This window comes from Streptomyces platensis, from assembly GCF_008704855.1.
In the GTDB taxonomy this organism is placed as follows: domain Bacteria; phylum Actinomycetota; class Actinomycetes; order Streptomycetales; family Streptomycetaceae; genus Streptomyces; species Streptomyces platensis.
Genome location: NZ_CP023691.1, coordinates 3,603,316 through 3,621,722, shown reverse-complemented (window position 1 = coordinate 3,621,722; position 18,407 = coordinate 3,603,316). Strand labels below are relative to the sequence as shown.

Here is an 18,407-nt window from a genome sequence, read left to right as displayed (position 1 = left end):
CGTACCGTCGACAGCGGACGGTCCGCCGCGCCGCACCGTCCCCTCCACACCACTCACCTCATCGAAAGCGCACATGGACACGCCCCCGCCCCAGACCGAGCCCACCGAGCCCACCGCCGCGGACATCGCCGCCTTCAAGGAGCAGCTGGGCCGCCCGCCCCGCGGGCTGCGCGCCATCGCGCACCGCTGCCCCTGCGGCCAGCCGGATGTCGTCGAGACGGCGCCGCGCCTGGAGGACGGCACGCCCTTCCCCACGCTCTACTACCTCACCTGCCCGCGCGCGGCCTCCGCGATCGGCACGCTGGAGGCCAACGGCGTGATGAAGGAGATGTCCGAACGGCTGGCGACCGACCCGGAGCTTGCCGCCGCCTATCGCGCGGCGCACGAGGACTACATCCGGCGGCGGGACGCCATCGAGGTGCTGGCGGGCTTCCCGAGCGCGGGCGGTATGCCCGACCGGGTCAAGTGCCTGCATGTCCTCGTCGGCCATTCGCTGGCGGCCGGGCCGGGCGTCAACCCGCTCGGTGACGAGGCCCTCGCGATGCTGCCGGAGTGGTGGAAGAAGGGGCCGTGCGTGACCCCGTGCCAGGACACCACCGAAGACCGGGACGCCCCCGAAGGAGACGCCACGTGAAGCGGGTCGCCGCCATCGACTGCGGTACGAACTCCATCCGGCTGCTGGTCGCGGACTGCGACCCGGCGACCGGCGAGCTGAAGGACCTCGACCGTCGGATGCAGATCGTCCGGCTGGGCCAGGGCGTGGACCGCACCGGGCGGCTGGCGCCCGAGGCGCTGGAGCGCACCTTCGCGGCCTGCCGGGAGTACGCCGCGGTGATCAAGGGCCTGGGCGCCGAACAGGTCCGCTTCGTGGCGACCTCCGCCTCCCGGGACGCGGAGAACCGCGACGACTTCGTCCGCGGCGTGGTGGACATCCTCGGGGTGGAGCCCGAGGTGATCACCGGCGACCAGGAGGCCGAGTTCTCCTTCAACGGCGCCACCAAGGAGCTCCTCGGCCGCGCCGATCTGGCGCGGCCGTTCCTGGTGGTGGACATCGGTGGCGGCTCGACCGAGTTCGTCCTCGGCGCCGACTCGGTCCGCGCCGCCCGCTCGGTCGACGTCGGCTGCGTACGGATGACGGAGCGGCATCTGGTGCACGAGGGCGAGATCAGCGACCCGCCCACCGAGGGCCAGATCGCCGCGATAAAGGCCGATGTCGCCACGGCGCTGGACCAAGCCGAGGAGACCGTCCCGCTGCGCGAGGCGGCCACCTTGGTGGGCCTGGCCGGCTCGGTGACCACGCTCGCCGCGATCGCGCTGGGCCTTGACCGGTACGAGTCCGAGGCCATTCACCACTCCCGGATCTCCCTGGCGCAGGTCCGCGAGATCACCGACCGGCTGCTGTCCTCCACCCACGCCGAGCGCGCGGCCATCCCCGTCATGCACCCGGGCCGGGTCGACGTGATCGCCGCGGGTGCGCTGGTGCTGCTGTCGATCATGGAGCGGACCGGCGCCGCGGAGGTCGTCGTCAGCGAGCACGACATCCTGGACGGCATCGCTTGGAAAGTGGCAGAGGACCTGGAGTAGCACTTTGGAGGCCATGCCCGACGGCATCGCCTGGCACGCCGCACTCGACGACGAGTGACCCTCCAGATGTGGAGGCAGCCCGGATCCTTCGGGCTCCGGGCTGTCTGTTCTCAGATGTTGCGGTAGACGTCGCGCCGGTCACCGACCTTGACGACGAGGATGATGAGCTCGCCGTCTTCGACCTGGTAGGCGATCCGGTAGTTGCCGACCCGGAGCCGATAGAGGCCCGACGGGCCGGTGAGTTTCTTGATGTCGGCGTCCTCGCGGTACGGATCGTCGCCGAGTGCGGTCAGCGCGGCCAGGATGCGCATGGCGGCAGGCCGGTCGATGGCTCGAAGCTGCCGCTGCGCCGCTGTGGTGAACCGGAACGCGTACTTCACGCCGCGTCTTCGGACGGCTCGGCGAACAGGTCTGCCAGCAGCTCGGCCATGGTCACGGTCGGGCCGCCCTGGGCCAGGACTGCTTCCGCCTGCCGGGCCAGCAACACGTCGGCTGCTTCCTCCAGCGCGTCGAAGTCCTCGATCGGCACGACGGCCGCGACGGGCACGCCGTTGCGGGTGATCACCGTGGGTGTGCCTTCCTCGGCACGATTGATGTGGTCCGCCAGGTGCGCACGGGCTTCCCGTACGGTCACAGTGCTCTCAGCCATACGGGAAGTGTACGCGCCTTTGTGTACACGCGCGTGGTGAAGTGAATGACGCTTTGAAGGTGATGCCCGACGGCATCGCCTGGAGTCTCGCCGGCTGAGACGGCGAAAGGCAGCGCTGCCCTGTGCTGCTGCGGAGCGTCAGGCGTCTCCGGCCGGCCTCCGCATGAACCTGCGGAACTAACCTGGTCGGTATCCGGGGGCACTCCACAGGAGGTGAAGACACCATGTGGGATGTGATCAAGCGCAAGCGGCGCACGCGCCATCCGGAACCGGAACGCACGCGCCCTCAGGAACCGGAAGCAGTGGAACAAGCAACGGACATCGTGTGTGACCGTTGCCGGCGGACCCTGCGCGGTGCGGATGACGGCTGGAACGTCGTCATGGACAGCGGGTACGCGGTCGGGTACCTGTGTCCGGACTGCCAGACGGCGGAGGAGAACGCCGAGGCCGAGGTGCACCAGGCGACCCTCGACTACAACGCAGGCCAGGTGGATGAGCACGGCCGTGTCCGGTGGCCGAAGAGGGGCGCCTGCAACAGCATCTCGGTCGGAGGCCACGCGGCGATGCGGGCGAACAAGGCCATCCACATGATGGTCTCCGCGGATCCCCCCGTGCTGCGCGTCGCCGTCGGACCGCAGTCGGACGCCCGGCTGAGCGAGCTGTTCGGACACGAGACGTGCAAGAAAGCCGTCCAGGACGAGATGTCGAGCAAGGGAGCGCAGCCCGGGACCCGGGACCTCGCATACCTGGTGGACAGCGACATGGACGCCACCGACGTCTGGGTGGTGGAGGACCAGGAGATGGCGGTCGGCGGGACCAGCACGCACAAGCTTCTGGTCATCTACTCTCCGGACATCGACCCCCACATCCTCGAAGTGTTCGCGCCGGAGTACGCCGACTCGATGCGCGAGGCGATTCACGCGCCATGACGCCCGGCGCCATGGTCAGGGCCGCGGCCCCCGGCTCTGCACGAGGTCGGCAACGGCCTCTGCCGTCCGGCTTTTTGAGCGGGCCGGCTGCCCGGCTGAGCGGCTTTCAGGGCGCTTCGGCGGGCTTCACGGAGGGGTCCGGGAAGAAAGTTCGTGAAATCCTTCACATGAAAAAGCCTGTTGTTGGACGCGCAATCTCAGCGTTCGGCCCTCATTCGAAGGTCCTAGGCCTTCTCGACCCGGTGAATGCGCGGTTCCGTAAGCCGCGCCGACGCGCCCGTGGAGACGGTGGTTCAGCCGCCCGACGGGCCGTGAGGCCGGAACAACGCCTGATCAACGCGGGTATCCAACGCCTTGTGGTGCAGAGTGGTTCCGCTTTGGACTATGGCGTCGGTCACGAAGCCGGCGGAGTGTAGCAGATGCCCCTCCGGTGCTTGTGAAGGGGCTCACGAGCGACCCCCCATGTGGGGGTGGATACTCGATTGCATGAGCACCACGGAGCGTCCCAGGATCCTCGTTGTAGGCGGTGGGTACGTAGGCCTGTACGCGGCACGCCGCATCCTCAAGCAGATGCGGTACGGCGAGGCGACCGTCACGGTCGTCGACCCGCGCTCGTACATGACGTACCAGCCCTTCCTCCCCGAAGCTGCTGCCGGCAGCATCTCCCCCCGCCACGTCGTGGTGCCGCTGCGACGCGTGCTCCCCAAGGCGGAGGTCCTCACCGGCCGGGTCACCACCATCGACCAGGACCGCAAGGTCGCCACGATCGCCCCGCTGGTCGGCGAGGCGTACGAGCTGCCTTTCGACTACCTGGTCATCGCGATGGGCGCGGTCTCCCGCACCTTCCCGATCCCCGGCCTGGCCGAGAACGGCATCGGCATGAAGGGCGTGGAAGAGGCCATCGGCCTGCGCAACCACGTGCTGGAGCAGCTGGACAAGGCCGACTCCACGACCGACGAGGAGGTCCGCCGCAAGGCGCTGACCTTCGTCTTCGTCGGCGGTGGCTTCGCGGGTGCGGAGACCATCGGTGAGGTCGAGGACATGGCCCGCGACGCCGCGAAGTACTACAACAACGTGAAGCGCGAGGACATGCGCTTCCTGCTGGTCGACGTCGCCGACAAGATCCTCCCCGAGGTCGGCCCGAAGCTCGGTGCGTACGGCAAGGAGCACCTGGAGAGCCGCGGCGTCGAGGTCTACCTCAAGACCGGCATGGACTCCTGCGTCGACGGCCACGTGAAGCTCAACAACGGCCTCGAGGTCGACTCCAACACCATCGTGTGGACCGCGGGCGTCAAGCCCAACCCGGCGCTGGCCCGCTTCGGTCTGCCGCTCGGCCCGCGCGGCCATGTCGACACCGGCACCACCCTCCAGGTGCAGGGCACCGACTACATCTGGGCCGCGGGCGACAACGCCCAGGTCCCGGACATGGTCGGCCGCAAGAACGGCAACGAGAACGCCTGGTGCCCGCCGAACGCGCAGCACGCGCTGCGGCAGGCCAAGGTCCTCGGCGACAACGTGCTCTCCGGTATGCGGGGCTTCCCGCAGAAGGAGTACAGCCACGCCAACAAGGGTGCGGTCGCCGGTCTGGGCCTGCACAAGGGCGTCGCGATGATCGTCATGGGCAAGATGAAGATCAAGCTCAAGGGCCGTCTCGCCTGGTACATGCACCGCGCGTACCACGGCATGGCGATGCCGACGTTCAACCGCAAGATCCGGGTCTTCGCCGACTGGACGCTGGCCATGTTCCTCAAGCGCGAGGTCGTCTCGCTCGGCGCCATGGAGAACCCCCGCGAGGAGTTCTACGAGGCCGCCAAGCCGGCGCCGGCCCCGCCGACCGCCGCCGAGGCCGGGGACAAGACCAAGGCCAAGGCTTCCTGAATTCCCGGTCGGCTACTCCGACCAGCCCGAAGGGCGTCCGCCATCCGTGGGGCGGGCGCCCTTTGGCGTGTCCACTCTGGCGCAAAGCGGGCGGTGTGCGGTTCTCTTACGTGTGAACGGGACTAACTGGGCGCCCCATTGGCGTTTACGTGGTGGGTGAATCTTCTTCGCCCGACTCGTCAACACGGAGGTGTGCGACATGGCCGATGCCGCTGGACGGCTCACCAAGCTCGCCGAGGAGGTACTGGGAGCACCGCTCCCGGTACGCATCCGCGCCTGGGACCGCAGCGAGTCCGGCCCGCCGGGGGCCCCCACCCTCGTCATCCGCCATCGCCGGGCCCTGCGCCGGCTGCTGTTCAAGCCGGGCGAACTCGGTCTGGCCCGCGCCTGGGTGGCCGGCGACCTCGACATCGACGGTGATCTCTACGAGGCGCTCGACCGGCTCGCCGGGCTGATCTGGGAACGCAGCGACGCCCCCAAACCGCCGCGCGCCGCCCTCGTACGCGCCCTGGCCCGCCCGGAGATCCGCGCCGCCGCCCGGGAAATGCTCGCCCTGGCCGGCGCCCCGGTCCCGCCGACGCCGCCCGCGGAAGAGCTCAGACGCCGCCGCGGACCGCTGCACACCCTGCGGCGCGACAAGGAAGCCATCAGCCACCACTACGACGTCGGCAACGACTTCTACGCCCTGGTGCTCGGCCCGTCCATGGTCTACTCCTGCGCCTACTGGGAGAGCCCCCAGGCCACGCTGGAGGACGCCCAGCGCGACAAGCTCGACCTGATCTGCCGCAAGCTCGGCCTCCGCGAGGGGCAGCGGCTGCTGGACGTGGGCTGCGGCTGGGGCTCGATGGTGCTGCACGCCGCCCGCGAGTACGACGTCCGGGCGGTCGGTATCACCCTCTCCGAGGAGCAGGCCGGCTTCGCCCGTAAGCGGATCGCCGAGGCAGGGCTCGCCGACCGGATCGAGATCCGGGTACAGGACTACCGCGAGATCCACGACGAGCCGTTCGACGCGATCTCCTCGGTCGGAATGGCCGAGCACGTCGGCCGCACCCAGTACGCGGAGTACGCCGACGCCCTGTACTCCCTGCTCAAGCCCGGCGGGCGGCTGCTCAACCATCAGATCGCCCGGCGGCCGGTCGTGGACGAGGAGGCGTATCACGTCGATGAGTTCATCGACCGGTATGTGTTCCCGGACGGTGAGCTGGCGCCGGTGGGCCGGACCGTCGGCCAGCTGGAGGAGGCCGGGTTCGAGGTCCGGGACGTGGAGGCGATCCGGGAGCACTACGCGCTGACGCTGCGCAGCTGGGTCGACAACCTGGAGCGGCACTGGGACGAGGCGGCGCGGCTCACCTCGCCCGGCCGGGCCCGGGTGTGGCGGCTCTACATGGCCGCGTCGGCGCTGTCCTTCGAGCGCAACCGGATAGGAGTCAACCAGGTGCTGGCGGTCCGGACCCCGGAGCCCGGGGACGCGGGGGTGCCGCTGCGGGCGCGGGACTGGACCGGCTGACACCCCCCCACCCCACCCACACACCCTCCCCCGCCCCCACCGGCCCTCCCCCCGAAGGGGGGAGGGCCGGTGGCGGGGGGTGGGGGCGGGGGCGGAAGAGGCCGCCGCGGCGGCGCCCCGCCGCGGCCGCCTGAACCGGGCGGCTAGTCGGCCTTGATCGCGGTCAGCATGTTCAGCCGGGCCGCGCGGCGGGCCGGCCACAGGGCGGCCAGCACTCCGACGAGCGCGGCCAGGCCGAGGAAGAGGCCCAACCGCCCCCACGGCAGCACCAGTTCGTAGCTCTTCATCTGCGCGCCGATCAGCTCACCGGCCGCCCAGCCGAAGAACACGCCCAGGCCGACGCCGAGCACCCCGCCGAAGAGCGAGATCACCAGCGACTCCAGCCGCACCATGCGCTTGACCCCGCGGCGGTCCAGGCCGATGGCGCGCAGCATGCCGATCTCCTGGGAGCGTTCGAAGACCGACATCGCCAGGGTGTTGACGACACCGAGGACCGCGACGATCACTGCCATGGCCAGCAGGCCGTAGAGCATGTTCAGCATCATCGTGACCGACTGGGAGATGCCCTCGGACACGTCCTTCTTGTCGGCGACGAGGATGGCCGGGTTGTCGCCGAGCGCCTTGGCCAGGGTCTCCTTGTTGCCGTCGGTGGCCCCGTCGGCCATCTTGACCAGGATCTGGTCGTCGGCGAGGTGCTTCTGGTGCGGCGCCAGGGTGGCGTTGTCGAGGATGAGGCCGCGGAACATGTCGTTGCCCTCGTAGACGCCGGAGACGGTCAGCGTGGCCTTCTTGCCGTCGGGGAACGTCACCGGGACACGGGAGCCGGCCTTCCAGTGCTTGATCTTCGCGGTGTCGCCGTCCACGACGGCCCGGTTGCCGCGCAGTTCGCCGAGCGCGCCCTCGGTGAAGGGCAGTTGGGTCAGGGCGCCGAACTCCCGGCCGTCGACGCCGTTCAGCATCTCGGGCTCGTTGCCGCTCTCGGCCATCACCTTGCGCAGCGGGCTGCTGGCCACCACCCCGTCCACGGCGCCGACCGCCTTCTCCAGCCGGGGGGAGAGCGGCTGCCGGCTGTCCATGGAGATGACGTAGTCGGCCTTCAGCGACTCGGTGGCCAGCTTGTCGACGCCCTTCTGCACACTGGTCGCGATCACCGTCAGACCGGTGATCAGGGTCAGTCCGACCATCAGCGCCGAGGCGGTGGTGGCGGTACGGCGCGGATTGCGGAGCGCGTTCTGCCGGGCGAGGGTGCCGGCGGTGCCGAACGCCCGCAGGACGGGGGCGGCCAGCGCGATCAGCGGACGGGAGAGCAGCGGCGTCAGGATGAACACGCCGATCAGCAGCAGCACCGCTCCGGCGCCCATGGTGCTGCGGCCGTCGTCCATACCGGTGGCGGCCAGCACACCGGCGATTCCGAGGCCCGCGAAGACCGCGCCGATGCTGTTGCGGACCACCAGCGACTTGGTGGTGGCGGGGAGGTGCACGCTGTTCATCGCGGCGACCGGCGGAATCTTCGCGGCGCGCCGGCCCGGCAGCCAGGCGGCCAGCACCGTGACGACGACGCCCACGGCCAGCGCGGTCAGCACCGTGGTGGGCTCGACCACCAGCGGTCCGTCCGGCAGCTTCCCGGTGGTGCTGCTGATCAGCGCGCGCAGGCCCGCGCCGACACCGATACCGGCCACCAGGCCGGTCGCCCCGGCGATGGCGCCGACCAGGAACGCCTCGATCAGTACCGAGCGGGTGACCTGGCGGCGGGCGGCGCCGACCGCCCGCAGCAGCGCCAGTTCCCTGGTGCGCTGGGCGACCAGCATGGTGAAGGTGTTGGCGATGAGGAAGATGCCGACGAAGAGCGAGATACCGGCGAAGACCATCAGCCCGGTCTTCATGCCGGACATGCTCTCCTCGATCATGTCGGCCTGCTGGTCGGCGAGGTGCTTCCCGGTCTCGACGGTGGCGCTGCCCGGGGGCAGCGCCCGCTCGATCGCGTGCTGCAGGGCGGTCTGGGACGTCCCCGCCGCGGCGGTCACCTGGACCACGTTGTATCCGCCGGGCATCCGGAACAGCTTCTGGGCGGTCTCGGTGTCGAACAGCGTGAGGGTGCCGCCGGCCGCGGCCCGGTCGTCGTCGGTGGTGAAGATGCCGGCCAGCTTCGGCTCCCGGACCGGCCCGTCGACGGAGATCCGTACGGTGTCGCCGACCCGATAGCCGGCCTTGTCGGCGGTGCGGGAGTCCAGCGCGATCTGGTCCGGGCCCTTGGGGGCGGCGCCGTCCCGCATCGGGTAGCGCGCGTCCTTGCCGTCCTTGCCCGGGAAGTAGTTGCTGCCGCGGGTCGAGAGGCCCGCGCCGAGCAGCTTGCCGTGCTTGTCGGCGACGCCGGTGTAGCCGGAGACGAGGCCGGTGGTGGCCGCGACGCCGGGCACCCGGTTCACCTTGTCGAGCAGCTTCCGGTCGATCTGCGGGGTATCTTCGGGGCTCCCGGGGCCCGCGTCGGACTGCGGCGGCTCAACGGCCACGTCGACGTGTTCGAGGCTCTTCTGGGAGCTGTTGCGGAAGGCCTCGGAGAGGGTCGAGGTGAAGACCAGGGTGCCGGAGACGAAGGCCACGCCGAGCATCACGGCGAGCACGGTCATCAGCAGCCGGGCCTTGTGCGCAAGCACATTGCGCAAGGCGGTGCGGAACATGAGTCAGTCCTGGAGGAGTGGTCCGGAGTGCGGGTGGCTGCCGGGAATCAGCTGGTGCGGGCCGTGGCGTCGGAGCCGGGGGTCCGGGGGGCGCCCCCGGAGAGGTTCCGCATGCGTTCCAGCACGCTGTCGGCGGTCGGGCCGGCGATGTCGTCGACGATCCGGCCGTCGGCGAGGAAGACCACCCGGTCCGCGTAGGAGGCGGCGACCGGGTCGTGGGTCACCATCACCACGGTCTGGCCCAGTTCGCGTACGGAGTTGCGCAGAAAGCCCAGGACCTCGGCGCCGGAGCGCGAGTCGAGGTTGCCGGTGGGCTCGTCGGCGAAGATGATCTCGGGCCGGGAGGCGAGCGCGCGGGCGACCGCGACGCGCTGCTGCTGGCCGCCGGAGAGCTGGCTGGGGCGGTGCTTGAGGCGGTCGGCCAGGCCGACGGTCTGCACGACGCGGTCCAGCCAAGCGCGGTCCGGCTTACGGCCCGCGATGTCCATGGGCAGGGTGATGTTCTCCAGGGCGGTCAGGGTCGGCAGCAGGTTGAACGCCTGGAAGATGAAGCCGATCTTGTCGCGCCGGAGCTGGGTGAGCTTCTTGTCCTTGAGGCCGTTCAGTTCGGTGTCGCCGATCCGGGCGGAGCCGCCGGAGATCGCGTCCAGCCCGGCCATGCAGTGCATCAGCGTCGACTTGCCGGATCCCGAGGGGCCCATGATCGCGGTGAACTGGGCCTGCCGGAACTCGACGGAGACCGCGTCCAGGGCGACCACCTGGGTCTCGCCCTGTCCGTAGACCTTGGTGAGGTCCATGGCGCGGGCGGCCGCCGTGGTGGCGCGGGGGGCGGTGGCGACGCCGGAGTGGTGGGTGGTCACGGGAGGGTGCTCCTGTCGTACGAGGGATCAGGCCCGCGGCGGCCCCGGGGACTCGGGGGGCGGACGGACCGCGGACGTTCTCCATCGTGGGCCCGGGGGAGGGGTGGGCACGTCAACCCCTGTGGTCGCCTTCGACCACCCCTGGGACGTATCAGGGGTCCGCCCGTCATCCCTGCGGAGGAGGCGACTCCAGATGCTGTTGCCTTGCTCACGGCCGCCGGAGGGGTGCCCGGGCGGGGGTGACGGTCACGCCGGCGAGGCATCGAGTTTCCGTCAATTCGGGCATGAAAATGCGCCGGGGGGCTTCCCACCGAAGGTGGGCTTCAGGCATGTGCCGAAGGCCTGTACCGGTCGCTGATGCTCACTCAGTTGCCAATAAAATAAGACAACCTCGGGAAGAGCGGCCGATGGGGGTCGTGCACTGCGGGCTACGCTCGTGCTGCCCTCTTTGAGGTGGCATGGGGGATCCCAGGCCCGGATGGTGGAATGCAGACACGGCGAGCTTAAACCTCGCTGGCCTACGGCCGTGCCGGTTCAAGTCCGGCTCCGGGCACTCCGCACGCAGCGGAGCTTAACTGAATTTTCAACGAGAAGGGCCGCCGGGGAAAGCCGGCGGCCCTTCTCGCATTGTGAGTTGTCGGCTCAGCGCTCCACGAGCGCGAACAAGCTCTCCCAGCGGCCGACAATCTCCTCCGTGGAGAACCGCTGGATGTTCTCCCGGGCGGCTTCGCCCATCGTGTCCCGGAGCTCCTTGTCGGACATCAGGGCGTCGAGATGCCGGGCGAATTCGGTGATATTGCCCGGCGGGGCGAGGAAACCGTCCACGCCGTCCGTGATGATCTCGTGGACACCGGGCGCCACATCGAACGCCACACACGGCACGGCCGTCGCCATCGCCTCCATGGGTGCCAGCGGGAAGCCCTCGCCCCGCGAACTGAGCGCGAACACCGCACTCTTGCGCAGCGCCCCCGGCACATCGCCGGTCCGGCCCATCCACTCGACCGTGGTGGTGATCCCCAGCTCCGCGGCCTGCTTGCGCAGCGCCTCCTCTTCCTCACCGGAGCCGTAAACGCGCAGCGTCCAGTCGGGGTGCTGCGGGGAGACCCTGGCCCAGGCCTCCAACAGCAGGTCCACGCCCTTCTCTTCGTGCAGCCGGCCGATGCTGACCACGCACTTGCCGGAGCGGTCCGAGGGCACCTCGGGGAAGAAGGGCAGCGGGTTCGGCATGAAGCCGACGTTGTCCATCCGCTGCCGGATCCAGCGGTCCGCGTCCTCCCGGGTGAGCGTCAGCATTCGGTCGACGTCCTGGTAAAACCGCTTGACCCGGGCGAACCGGGAGGACTTGCGGCAGGTGTCGAAGGACTCATGGCTCATCCCGAACACCGTCAGCCCCGCCGTATCGGCCAGCGCGACCCACTCCATGGCCCACACCTGAGTGACGATCACCACCCCGTCCGGCTTCGCCGCCCGGAACAGCGCGCTCAACTTGGCCGCCTGCTCCCGCATTCCGGCTTCCCGGGCCGCCCGGCGGCGCTGCTCGACGAGGTTGAGCTTGTCCTTGAGGCCGCGTACCGGGGTCACGGCCGGCGGGTGCTCGGCGTACAGCGTGGTGGTCCGGAACGGCACGTCGGGGGCCAGCTCCTGGACCCGTCCCTCGGGGGCCGGCACCACGCCGACGAGGTGCACCCGGTGGCCCCGCTCGCTGAACAGCCGCGCCATCTGGTGCGACCAACTGGTGATGCCACCCAGCTCGTTGACGCTGTTGGACACGAAGAAGATGTCCCGCGGCTCGGCTGCGTTCGACTTGGTCATCAACGGCTCCACTGGGCGAAGAACTGATCGACGATGCTCCGGGCGGCGTCGCCCCGGTCGTATTCGCCGAACTTGGCGACGAATTCCCTGCGGCTCTTCGCGTATTCCAGTGCCTGCGACTCGAACGACTTGATCGTCTCGTGGAAATCGTCCTCGGTGCGGACCACCGGACCCGGTGCGTGCTCCAGCAGATCGAAGTAGGTGCCGCGGCCCTCGTGCACATACTCGTCGTAGTCGTAGGTGAAGAACACCAGGGGACGGTCGAGCAGCGCATAGTCGAACATCACTGACGAATAGTCGGTGATCAGCCCGTCCGCCAGCTCCAGCAGTGGCGTCACATCGTGGCGCGCCGATACGTCGATGACCCGGCCCTGCACGGTCGGTGGCAGCACCACATGATTGAGGTAGTGCGAACGCACCAGGAGGACATAGCGGTCGCCGAACTGATCGGCGAAACGCTCCACGTCGAAGGGCAATTCGAAGCGCCCGTGCCGGCCGCCCGCCTTGCGGAACGTCGGCGCGTAAAGGAGTACGGTCCGGTCCTCCGGAATGCCCAACTCCGCGGCCAGCGGCCCGCGTTCACGCACCCCTCGCTCGGCCTCCCGCTCCCGCGCGTGCACCAGTGCGTCATTGCGCGGGTATCCCGACCGCAGCAGCGTCTTCTCCTGGAGCCGGAAAGCCTTGGCCAGGGTGTGTACATCGTGCTCGGAGCGGACCAGGAAGCGGTCGAAGCGGTCCAGCGAGCGCTGCTGCTCCTCCTGCTGCCGGCGGGTCTGCGCCTTCAGCGCCGGCTGGTCGAAGCCCATGTTCTTCAGCGCCGAGCCGTGCCAGGTCTGGAGGTAGGTGGTCTCCGGGCGCTTGGTGAGCTTGAGCGGGTAGCTCTGGTTGTCCACCCAGAACTCGGCCTGCGCCAGCGCCTTGAGATACGGCAGCGACCAGCGCCGTACGAGCGTGACGTCCTTGGGGAAGTCCTGCGGGGACCCGGCGTACGACCAGATCGCCTCGAACTCCAGGCCCTGCCGCCGCATCTCCTCGTAGAGGGCGCGCGGGCTGTCGCTGTACTGCTTGCCCAGGTGGCTCTCGAAGACCACCGTGCGCTTCTTGATCGGCAGCCGGCAGAACACCTCGTGGTAGGCGCGGAGCTTGTTGTCGCCGGAGGTGACCTTCTGGCGCAGCGCCTTCGCCTTGCGGAAGCCGGTCTTGGCCAGCGTCCCCGGCTTGCCGCGCACCCCGCGGTTGATCAGCTCCTGGACGCGCTCGGCGTTGCGGCCTTCGCTGACCAGGCGGAACGCCAGATGCCCCTTGGCCGAGACATGCGGTGCGAGGTGGTCGGCGACCATCCGCGTCAGCCGCGGCCGCACCGGCAGCGGCTCGGACAGCCCGGTGTCGGCGACGGTGAGCCGGGTCGTGGTGCGCACCCCGTCCACGTCCAGCCGCAGCCGTACGTCCCAGATGGTGTCGACGATGCCCAGCGGGCGCAGCTTCGCGGTGAGGTCCGCGGTGGCCTCCCAGTGGACGGTGTCGCCCTCGTGGCGCAGCTCCCGCACCGGGAACTGGAAGGACTGGAGGCTGCGCCGCCGGGCGCTGAACTCCAGCTGGCCCTTGAGGCGGGCGCCGGGCGGGATGACGCCGAGCGGATTGGTGATCCGGCCGGCCAGCGAGACCGCCTTGCCGGACGCGCTGAAGCGGGTGAGCTGGTTGCGCAGGAACAGCTGGTTGACCGGCTTCTCGTGGTAGCCGATGTCGGTCACGTCCAGGATCTCGCGCCCGAAGGTGTCGTCGAGGTGGCCGTCGCACCAGTAGATCCGGCCGTCGTGCTCGGTGAGCGGCGAGGAGACCTTGTCGCGGTTGATGAGGGTGTCGACCGCCGGGATCAGGTTCTCCCAGTCACCCTGCTGGAGCAGGTAGGCGCAGATGGCCTGGATCGGCTGGACCCGTTCGTACGCCTCGGGGGCGATGCTCGCGAGGTATTCCCGGGAGAGCTCGGAGAATTCCTGCCGATAGGAATCGTCGCGGAACGGCAGATCCCGCAGGTGCAGCACCAGATCGTGCTTGAGGAATTTCACGTCCTTGGCGAGCTTCAGCTCGTCCAGCCCGCGTTCCGCCAGCAATGCGTCGATGCGCCGGTGGATCTCCAGCCGGTGCGTGTAGTTGGTCATTTCGTGGCGCCGGTTCGTCACCGACTTCACGGCGGCCCGTTCGTATACGTGCCAGAAATAGACCTGATTGGGAATCAGCGTGATGCGGCGCGCCGCCAGATATGCATCGGCGATAAACATCAGGTCCTCGTAGAACATCCCCTTGGGGAATCGGAGATTGTTCTCGACAAGGAAGTCCCGGCGATAGCACTTGTTGGTGGAAAGGGTGTCCCAGACGAACAGGTCCGGCAATTCCGTGACGGATTCCAGTGTGCGGGTCGTGGAGTACAGCCAGGCGTACCACTCGTCGCGCTTCTGATTGCGGGTGTCCTTGTGCAGCCGGACGCACAGACCGGAAACAATATCCGAGCCGGATTCCTCGGCGGCCTCCAGCATATTGCGGCACGCATTGACTTCCAGGACGTCATCGCTGTCCAGGAACATGACGTAGCGGCCTTCGGTGTGCTCGATGCCGACGTTCCGCGGCTCGCCTCCCGCACCGCTGTTCTCCGGCAGCTGGAAGGCTCTGACCCGTCCGGGGTGATCGGCCGCGAGCCGCTGCGCCACTTCGAAAGAACGGTCGGTGCTGCAATCGTCGACGATCACCACCTCGACGTCCCGGAGCGTTTGGTCCAGCACGGACTGAACCGCGGTCGGCAACCGGTCGGCGTCGTTGTAGACGATGACGACTACTGAGACGTCAGGCACAGGCACCTCAACCCTCTTTCGCTGCTGTTTCCCGCCAGAATAGCCCTATCTGTACCCTCGGATTACAACCGATCGCGCCCATAGCGCTACGGACAGTGAGGCGCGGGTGCATCGAGAAGGGGCACTCCGGGGTCGGATCTTGACCATGCGTCAGCCCTGCGGAACCAGCCACCAGGGCAAGCTCCGGCCGGCAGGGAAGACGGCCCCTCCCGCGAATCGGTTGCCTGCCGGTCCGGTGGCGTCCGTTGCGATCAGACATTTATCGGATTCCGTTCGGCGGCAGCGGGAAGAAGCCCCGGGCGGAGCAGAAGGAAAATCCCAGTTCGAACCGTCGGCAGCGGATGACGGCAACGGACGATGACAACAGGACGACAACAGGACGACAAGAGGACGACAACAAGACGGCAAGGTGGTGGCCGGAGATCGAATACCCGGAATGTCCGGGACGGGGCCGGGAGGTGTGACGGTGCGAGCGCGGTCCGCCGCGGCGGCGCGACGCGGTCCGCATCCTGCTCCGGGCACGTCTGCGCCCTCCCGCACGTCCTCCTCATGGCGGATGTGCCGTCCCGGGTTCAGGGAAAGATCCTGCTCAAGAACTAGCGACGCGCCTTTGCCAAGCCATTACGCTTGCCGTCAAGGCCGCGCAGGGCGGCCATGGAGGAGTGAGATGAGGAGCAGCAACCCGGTCTTCTCGCGACGGGGGTTCAGCCGCGACACCGGCTACGCGGGCTTCAACGCACCGCCGCAGGCCGGGGCCGCCGCGAACCCGTACGCCGGAGCGAACCCCTACGCGCAGGGCGGCAACCCCTACGCGGACCCGACCAACCCGTACGCCCAGGGCCAGGCCCCCACCCAGGCGCCGCCGCAGTACACCCCGCAGACCCGCCCGATGACGATGGACGATGTCGTCGCGCGCACGGGCATGACGCTCGGCACGGTCATCGCGGGCGCCACCGTCGGCTGGCTGTTCCTGACCCAGAGCCTCGGCTTCGCCATCGGGGCCGGTCTGGTCGCGATGGTGCTGGCGCTGGTGCAGTCCTTCAAGCGGAAGCCGTCGCCCGCGCTGATCCTGGGCTACGCGGCCCTGGAGGGCCTCTTCCTCGGTGCGCTGAGCGGCTACCTCAACGGCCTGCCGAACATGAACGGCGCCCCCATGCAGGCGGTGCTGGGCACGATGGCGGTGTTCGTCGCCATGCTGGTCGCCTACAAGACGCGGATCGTGCGGGTCACCGCGCGCTTCACCCGCTTCGTGATGATCGCGGCGCTGGGCTTCGTCCTGCTGTCGCTGGTCAATGTGCTGTTCATGGCGTTCGCCGGCGGTGAGGGTCTGGGCTTCCGCAGTGGCGGCCTGGGCATCGTTTTCGGCATCGTCGGTGTGGTCCTCGGCGCGCTCTTCCTGGCGCTGGACTTCAAGCAGGTCGAGGACGGCATCGCCTACGGCGCTCCGCGCGAGGAGTCCTGGCTGGCCGCGTTCGGTCTGACGCTGACCCTGGTGTGGATCTACATGGAGATGCTGCGGCTGATCTCGATCCTCCGGGGCGACTGACGCCCCACGACGCCGGTGCCCCGTGCGCCGGCGCAACCGTCGAAGGGCCCGCGGGCGAACTGCCCGCGGGCCCTTCGACGTGCGGAGTGCCGGATGAGGGGAATGTTCTGAGCCGGACCGGCACGGAGCCCGGCAGCGTGGATCAGAACTTGCGCGCGGCGCGCCTGAGATCGTATTCGTGGACGATTGCCTTGGCGTGGCCGTAGGCGAGGTTGTGCTCGCCGCGGAGCCAGCTGACCTTCTCATCGAAGCGGAAGAGGGCGGGGCCCTCGTCAACGGTACGGAGCCAGTCGGAGATTTCCCGGCCGGTGCAGTGCGGGATACGGGAGAGCATGTTCCGGTGGGTCTCTTCGGAGAAGAGCTGAGACATCGGCGCCTCCGGACGCGGTCGATGCTGGTTCTTGAGGCCACCGTGCCTGAGCGTTCGGGCGTTGGCAACCACCCGGGAGTGGCGCATAGGCTCACGACGTGCTTGACGTGACCCCCTTGCAGACCGCCGTGGATGCCCTCGCCGACCGCCTCCGATCGCTGCCCCAGAGCACGCTCGGCCAGGGCGCCGCAGCCGAAGCGCTCGCACTGGCGCGGCAGTTGGCGACCCGGGCGCAGCTGATCGAGCGGCCGGGGGAGCCGCCGTACGAGCTGCCGGACGCCGGGATGTTCGCGGCGGGCGACCAACTGGCGGTGGCTGGGCACGATCTTGTCGAGGCACTGCGGGCCGCGGCGGCGCACCCGGCCGACGGCACGGCGAACTCTGACGCGAAAGTGGCCCCCGCCGACGAACTGGCGGAGGCCGTGCGATGCGTGCGGGCGGTGGCGGACCGCTACTAGGCCTGTCGGCCGGGCCCGCCGTGCCCGGTCAGAGTGAGGCGATGACGCGGTCCGCGAGGATGTAGACGCTCTCCTCGCGGGTCTCGCCCCAGGAGAAGGTCAGCGCGTACGCCCCCGAGATGCCGGAGCCGCCCAGCAGTACGGGGGTGCGCCCCGCGTGCAGTGCGTCGGCCACGCGCTCCGCGGTCTCGCGCTGCCCGGGGGTCAGGCAGAGCGTGGTGCCGTCGGCGAAGACGTAGACGTCCAGGGTGCCCAGGGGGCCGGGGCGGACGTCCGCGAGCGGGGTGGCGTCCTGCGCCAGTTCCTCCAGGCGGGCCACCGTGCGCTCATGATCACTGATCACCGGGGACGGGGAGAAGTCCGGGTGCGAGGGGTGGCGCCGGCGCGCGGCGGCCAGCTCGGCGGACTCGGTCTCCTCGACCGGCTCCAACTCCGGCGCGTCCAGGGCTTCCAGCGCCTCCATGGACTCCAGGGAATCCATCGCCTCCAGGGCGTCCGGGCCCAGCAGCGGCTCCAGACCGGCCAGATCCGCCTGGCGGGGCAGGAACGGCTGGATGTCGAGCCGGTCGGACTCCGGGCGCTCGAACGGCTCGCGATGGTCCGCGCGGGGGTCCAGCAGTCCCTCGTCGCCGAGGCCGACGAGCCCGCCGAGCAGGGACGGGGCGTCGGCGGCGTCCCGGGCCTCCTGCGCGGCCCAGAAGGCGCGCGCCTCGGCCAGTTCGCGCTCCCGCTCCTCGGCCAGCGCGTCCGCGACGGCGGCACGTATGTCCGCGAGCGGTGTCTCGGCGGCCGGGACGGTGCGGGCGGCCGGGATGGCCGCGGTGGCCGGATGCGCCGCCGCGGCGCCGGCCGCGGTGTCCTGACGGGCGGCGAGGAGGTCGGCGCGCAGCTCGGCGATCTGGCGGCGCAGGGCGCGGGCGGTGTGCAGGGCGGCGGCGCCCAGCGCGACGGCGGCGGCCGCGGCCACCAGCACGACGAGGGTGTTCACGGTCATGCCGAAACCTCGCTTCGCTCGGCCCCGCATCCGCGGGGCGCGCCCCCTTCGTTGGTTTGCTCGCTGGGCTCGCTCACGCCGAAACCTCTCTGTTCGGTGCCGCATGGGCGAGACGCGCACCTCTCGACCCGCTCGGGGCGCTCGCTCATGCGTCCTCCCCACTTCGCTCGGCGGCCCTGTTCCCAGGGGCCGCGCATCGGTACCCGGACTTCCCCCGGCCGTCCGGCCGGGCGACCCCCTTGATGCGCTCGCTCGGGATCACGCCTGGTAGTGGCTCGGTCACCGGCGTACTCCCG

General features: G+C 69.6%; 15 protein-coding genes and 1 tRNA gene. 8 read left to right on the top strand and 8 right to left on the bottom strand.

The window, feature by feature from the left end:
- Positions 1 to 73: 73 nt before the first annotated feature.
- Positions 74 to 634: a DUF501 domain-containing protein gene (locus tag CP981_RS15780; protein WP_085926319.1), complete on the top strand. Its 561-nt coding sequence runs from the start codon at positions 74 to 76 to the stop codon at positions 632 to 634.
- Positions 631 to 1,584 carry a Ppx/GppA phosphatase family protein gene (locus tag CP981_RS15775; protein ID WP_085926320.1) on the top strand — a complete coding sequence of 318 codons (954 nt, stop codon included), beginning with the start codon at positions 631 to 633 and terminating at the stop codon, positions 1,582 to 1,584. Before CP981_RS15780 ends, CP981_RS15775 begins: the two co-directional genes overlap by 4 nt.
- 110 nt (positions 1,585 to 1,694) lie before the next feature.
- Here the strand turns inward: CP981_RS15775 and CP981_RS15770 are convergent, their stop codons facing one another.
- Both CP981_RS15770 and CP981_RS15765 read right to left on the bottom strand, forming a co-directional pair.
- On the bottom strand, positions 1,695 to 1,964 hold the full coding sequence (locus tag CP981_RS15770) for a type II toxin-antitoxin system RelE family toxin (RefSeq protein ID WP_084771559.1): 270 nt from the start codon (positions 1,962 to 1,964) through the stop codon (positions 1,695 to 1,697).
- Positions 1,961 to 2,233, bottom strand: a complete 273-nt coding sequence (locus CP981_RS15765) for a type II toxin-antitoxin system Phd/YefM family antitoxin (RefSeq protein WP_084771558.1) — start codon at positions 2,231 to 2,233, stop codon at positions 1,961 to 1,963. The genes CP981_RS15770 and CP981_RS15765 overlap by 4 nt, the downstream gene beginning before the upstream one ends.
- A 302-nt stretch (positions 2,234 to 2,535) precedes the next feature.
- Here CP981_RS15765 and CP981_RS15760 point away from each other — a divergent pair, with 302 nt between their 5' ends.
- The 3 genes from CP981_RS15760 (at position 2,536) to CP981_RS15750 (ending at position 6,547) form a co-directional block, all read left to right on the top strand.
- Entirely contained in the window at positions 2,536 to 3,162 is a 627-nt protein-coding gene (locus CP981_RS15760; RefSeq protein ID WP_143658957.1) for a hypothetical protein, read from the top strand.
- A gap of 486 nt (positions 3,163 to 3,648) precedes the next feature.
- Complete coding sequence (locus CP981_RS15755; protein ID WP_085926322.1) at positions 3,649 to 5,040, top strand: NAD(P)/FAD-dependent oxidoreductase; 1,392 nt, start codon at positions 3,649 to 3,651, stop codon at positions 5,038 to 5,040.
- Positions 5,041 to 5,239: 199 nt separating this feature from the next.
- Positions 5,240 to 6,547, top strand: a complete 1,308-nt coding sequence (locus CP981_RS15750) for an SAM-dependent methyltransferase (protein WP_085926323.1) — start codon at positions 5,240 to 5,242, stop codon at positions 6,545 to 6,547.
- A gap of 143 nt (positions 6,548 to 6,690) precedes the next feature.
- Here the strand turns inward: CP981_RS15750 and CP981_RS15745 are convergent, their stop codons facing one another.
- Positions 6,691 to 9,225, bottom strand: coding sequence for an ABC transporter permease (locus tag CP981_RS15745; protein ID WP_085926324.1), 2,535 nt, complete (start codon positions 9,223 to 9,225; stop codon positions 6,691 to 6,693).
- Between the two features lie 47 nt (positions 9,226 to 9,272).
- A complete protein-coding gene (locus CP981_RS15740) occupies positions 9,273 to 10,085 on the bottom strand; it encodes an ABC transporter ATP-binding protein (protein WP_085926325.1) in 813 nt (270 codons plus the stop codon).
- Between the two features lie 472 nt (positions 10,086 to 10,557).
- On the opposite strand from CP981_RS15740, the gene CP981_RS15735 reads away from it, so the two are divergent.
- A tRNA-Leu gene (locus CP981_RS15735) sits at positions 10,558 to 10,638 on the top strand.
- 89 nt (positions 10,639 to 10,727) lie between these two features.
- On the opposite strand, the gene CP981_RS15730 is transcribed toward CP981_RS15735, so the two are convergent.
- Both CP981_RS15730 and CP981_RS15725 read right to left on the bottom strand, forming a co-directional pair.
- On the bottom strand, positions 10,728 to 11,897 hold the full coding sequence (locus CP981_RS15730; RefSeq protein ID WP_085926326.1) for a glycosyltransferase: 1,170 nt from the start codon (positions 11,895 to 11,897) through the stop codon (positions 10,728 to 10,730).
- Positions 11,897 to 14,743 carry a bifunctional glycosyltransferase/CDP-glycerol:glycerophosphate glycerophosphotransferase gene (locus tag CP981_RS15725; protein ID WP_085926327.1) on the bottom strand — a complete coding sequence of 949 codons (2,847 nt, stop codon included), beginning with the start codon at positions 14,741 to 14,743 and terminating at the stop codon, positions 11,897 to 11,899. The genes CP981_RS15730 and CP981_RS15725 overlap by 1 nt, the downstream gene beginning before the upstream one ends.
- Before the next feature lie 667 nt (positions 14,744 to 15,410).
- Here CP981_RS15725 and CP981_RS15720 point away from each other — a divergent pair.
- Positions 15,411 to 16,289, top strand: coding sequence for a Bax inhibitor-1/YccA family protein (locus CP981_RS15720; protein ID WP_085926328.1), 879 nt, complete (start codon positions 15,411 to 15,413; stop codon positions 16,287 to 16,289).
- Positions 16,290 to 16,431: 142 nt separating this feature from the next.
- On the opposite strand, the gene CP981_RS15715 is transcribed toward CP981_RS15720, so the two are convergent.
- Entirely contained in the window at positions 16,432 to 16,659 is a 228-nt protein-coding gene (locus CP981_RS15715; protein WP_042156435.1) for a DUF4287 domain-containing protein, read from the bottom strand.
- 98 nt (positions 16,660 to 16,757) lie between these two features.
- Between CP981_RS15715 and CP981_RS15710 the strand changes: the two genes are divergently transcribed.
- The gene (locus CP981_RS15710; protein ID WP_085926329.1) at positions 16,758 to 17,117 is read left to right on the top strand and encodes a hypothetical protein; all 360 of its coding nucleotides are present in this window, start codon (positions 16,758 to 16,760) and stop codon (positions 17,115 to 17,117) included.
- Positions 17,118 to 17,145: 28 nt separating this feature from the next.
- Here CP981_RS15710 and CP981_RS15705 read toward each other — a convergent pair whose 3' ends face one another.
- A complete protein-coding gene (locus tag CP981_RS15705) occupies positions 17,146 to 18,111 on the bottom strand; it encodes a hypothetical protein (protein ID WP_085926330.1) in 966 nt (321 codons plus the stop codon).
- Positions 18,112 to 18,407 lie beyond the last annotated feature (296 nt).

What these genes read in the sequence shown, in the direction of transcription:
- CP981_RS15715 (WP_042156435.1), bottom strand. Translation starts at nt 16,659, where the DNA reads ATGTCTCAGCTCTTCTCCGAAGAGACCCACCGGAACATGCTCTCCCGT.
- CP981_RS15730 (WP_085926326.1), bottom strand. Translation starts at nt 11,897, where the DNA reads ATGACCAAGTCGAACGCAGCCGAGCCGCGGGACATCTTCTTCGTGTCC.
- CP981_RS15780 (WP_085926319.1), top strand. Translation starts at nt 74, where the DNA reads ATGGACACGCCCCCGCCCCAGACCGAGCCCACCGAGCCCACCGCCGCG.
- CP981_RS15765 (WP_084771558.1), bottom strand. Translation starts at nt 2,233, where the DNA reads ATGGCTGAGAGCACTGTGACCGTACGGGAAGCCCGTGCGCACCTGGCG.
- CP981_RS15720 (WP_085926328.1), top strand. Translation starts at nt 15,411, where the DNA reads ATGAGGAGCAGCAACCCGGTCTTCTCGCGACGGGGGTTCAGCCGCGAC.
- CP981_RS15750 (WP_085926323.1), top strand. Translation starts at nt 5,240, where the DNA reads ATGGCCGATGCCGCTGGACGGCTCACCAAGCTCGCCGAGGAGGTACTG.
- CP981_RS15755 (WP_085926322.1), top strand. Translation starts at nt 3,649, where the DNA reads ATGAGCACCACGGAGCGTCCCAGGATCCTCGTTGTAGGCGGTGGGTAC.
- CP981_RS15705 (WP_085926330.1), bottom strand. Translation starts at nt 18,111, where the DNA reads ATGACCGTGAACACCCTCGTCGTGCTGGTGGCCGCGGCCGCCGCCGTC.
- CP981_RS15745 (WP_085926324.1), bottom strand. Translation starts at nt 9,225, where the DNA reads ATGTTCCGCACCGCCTTGCGCAATGTGCTTGCGCACAAGGCCCGGCTG.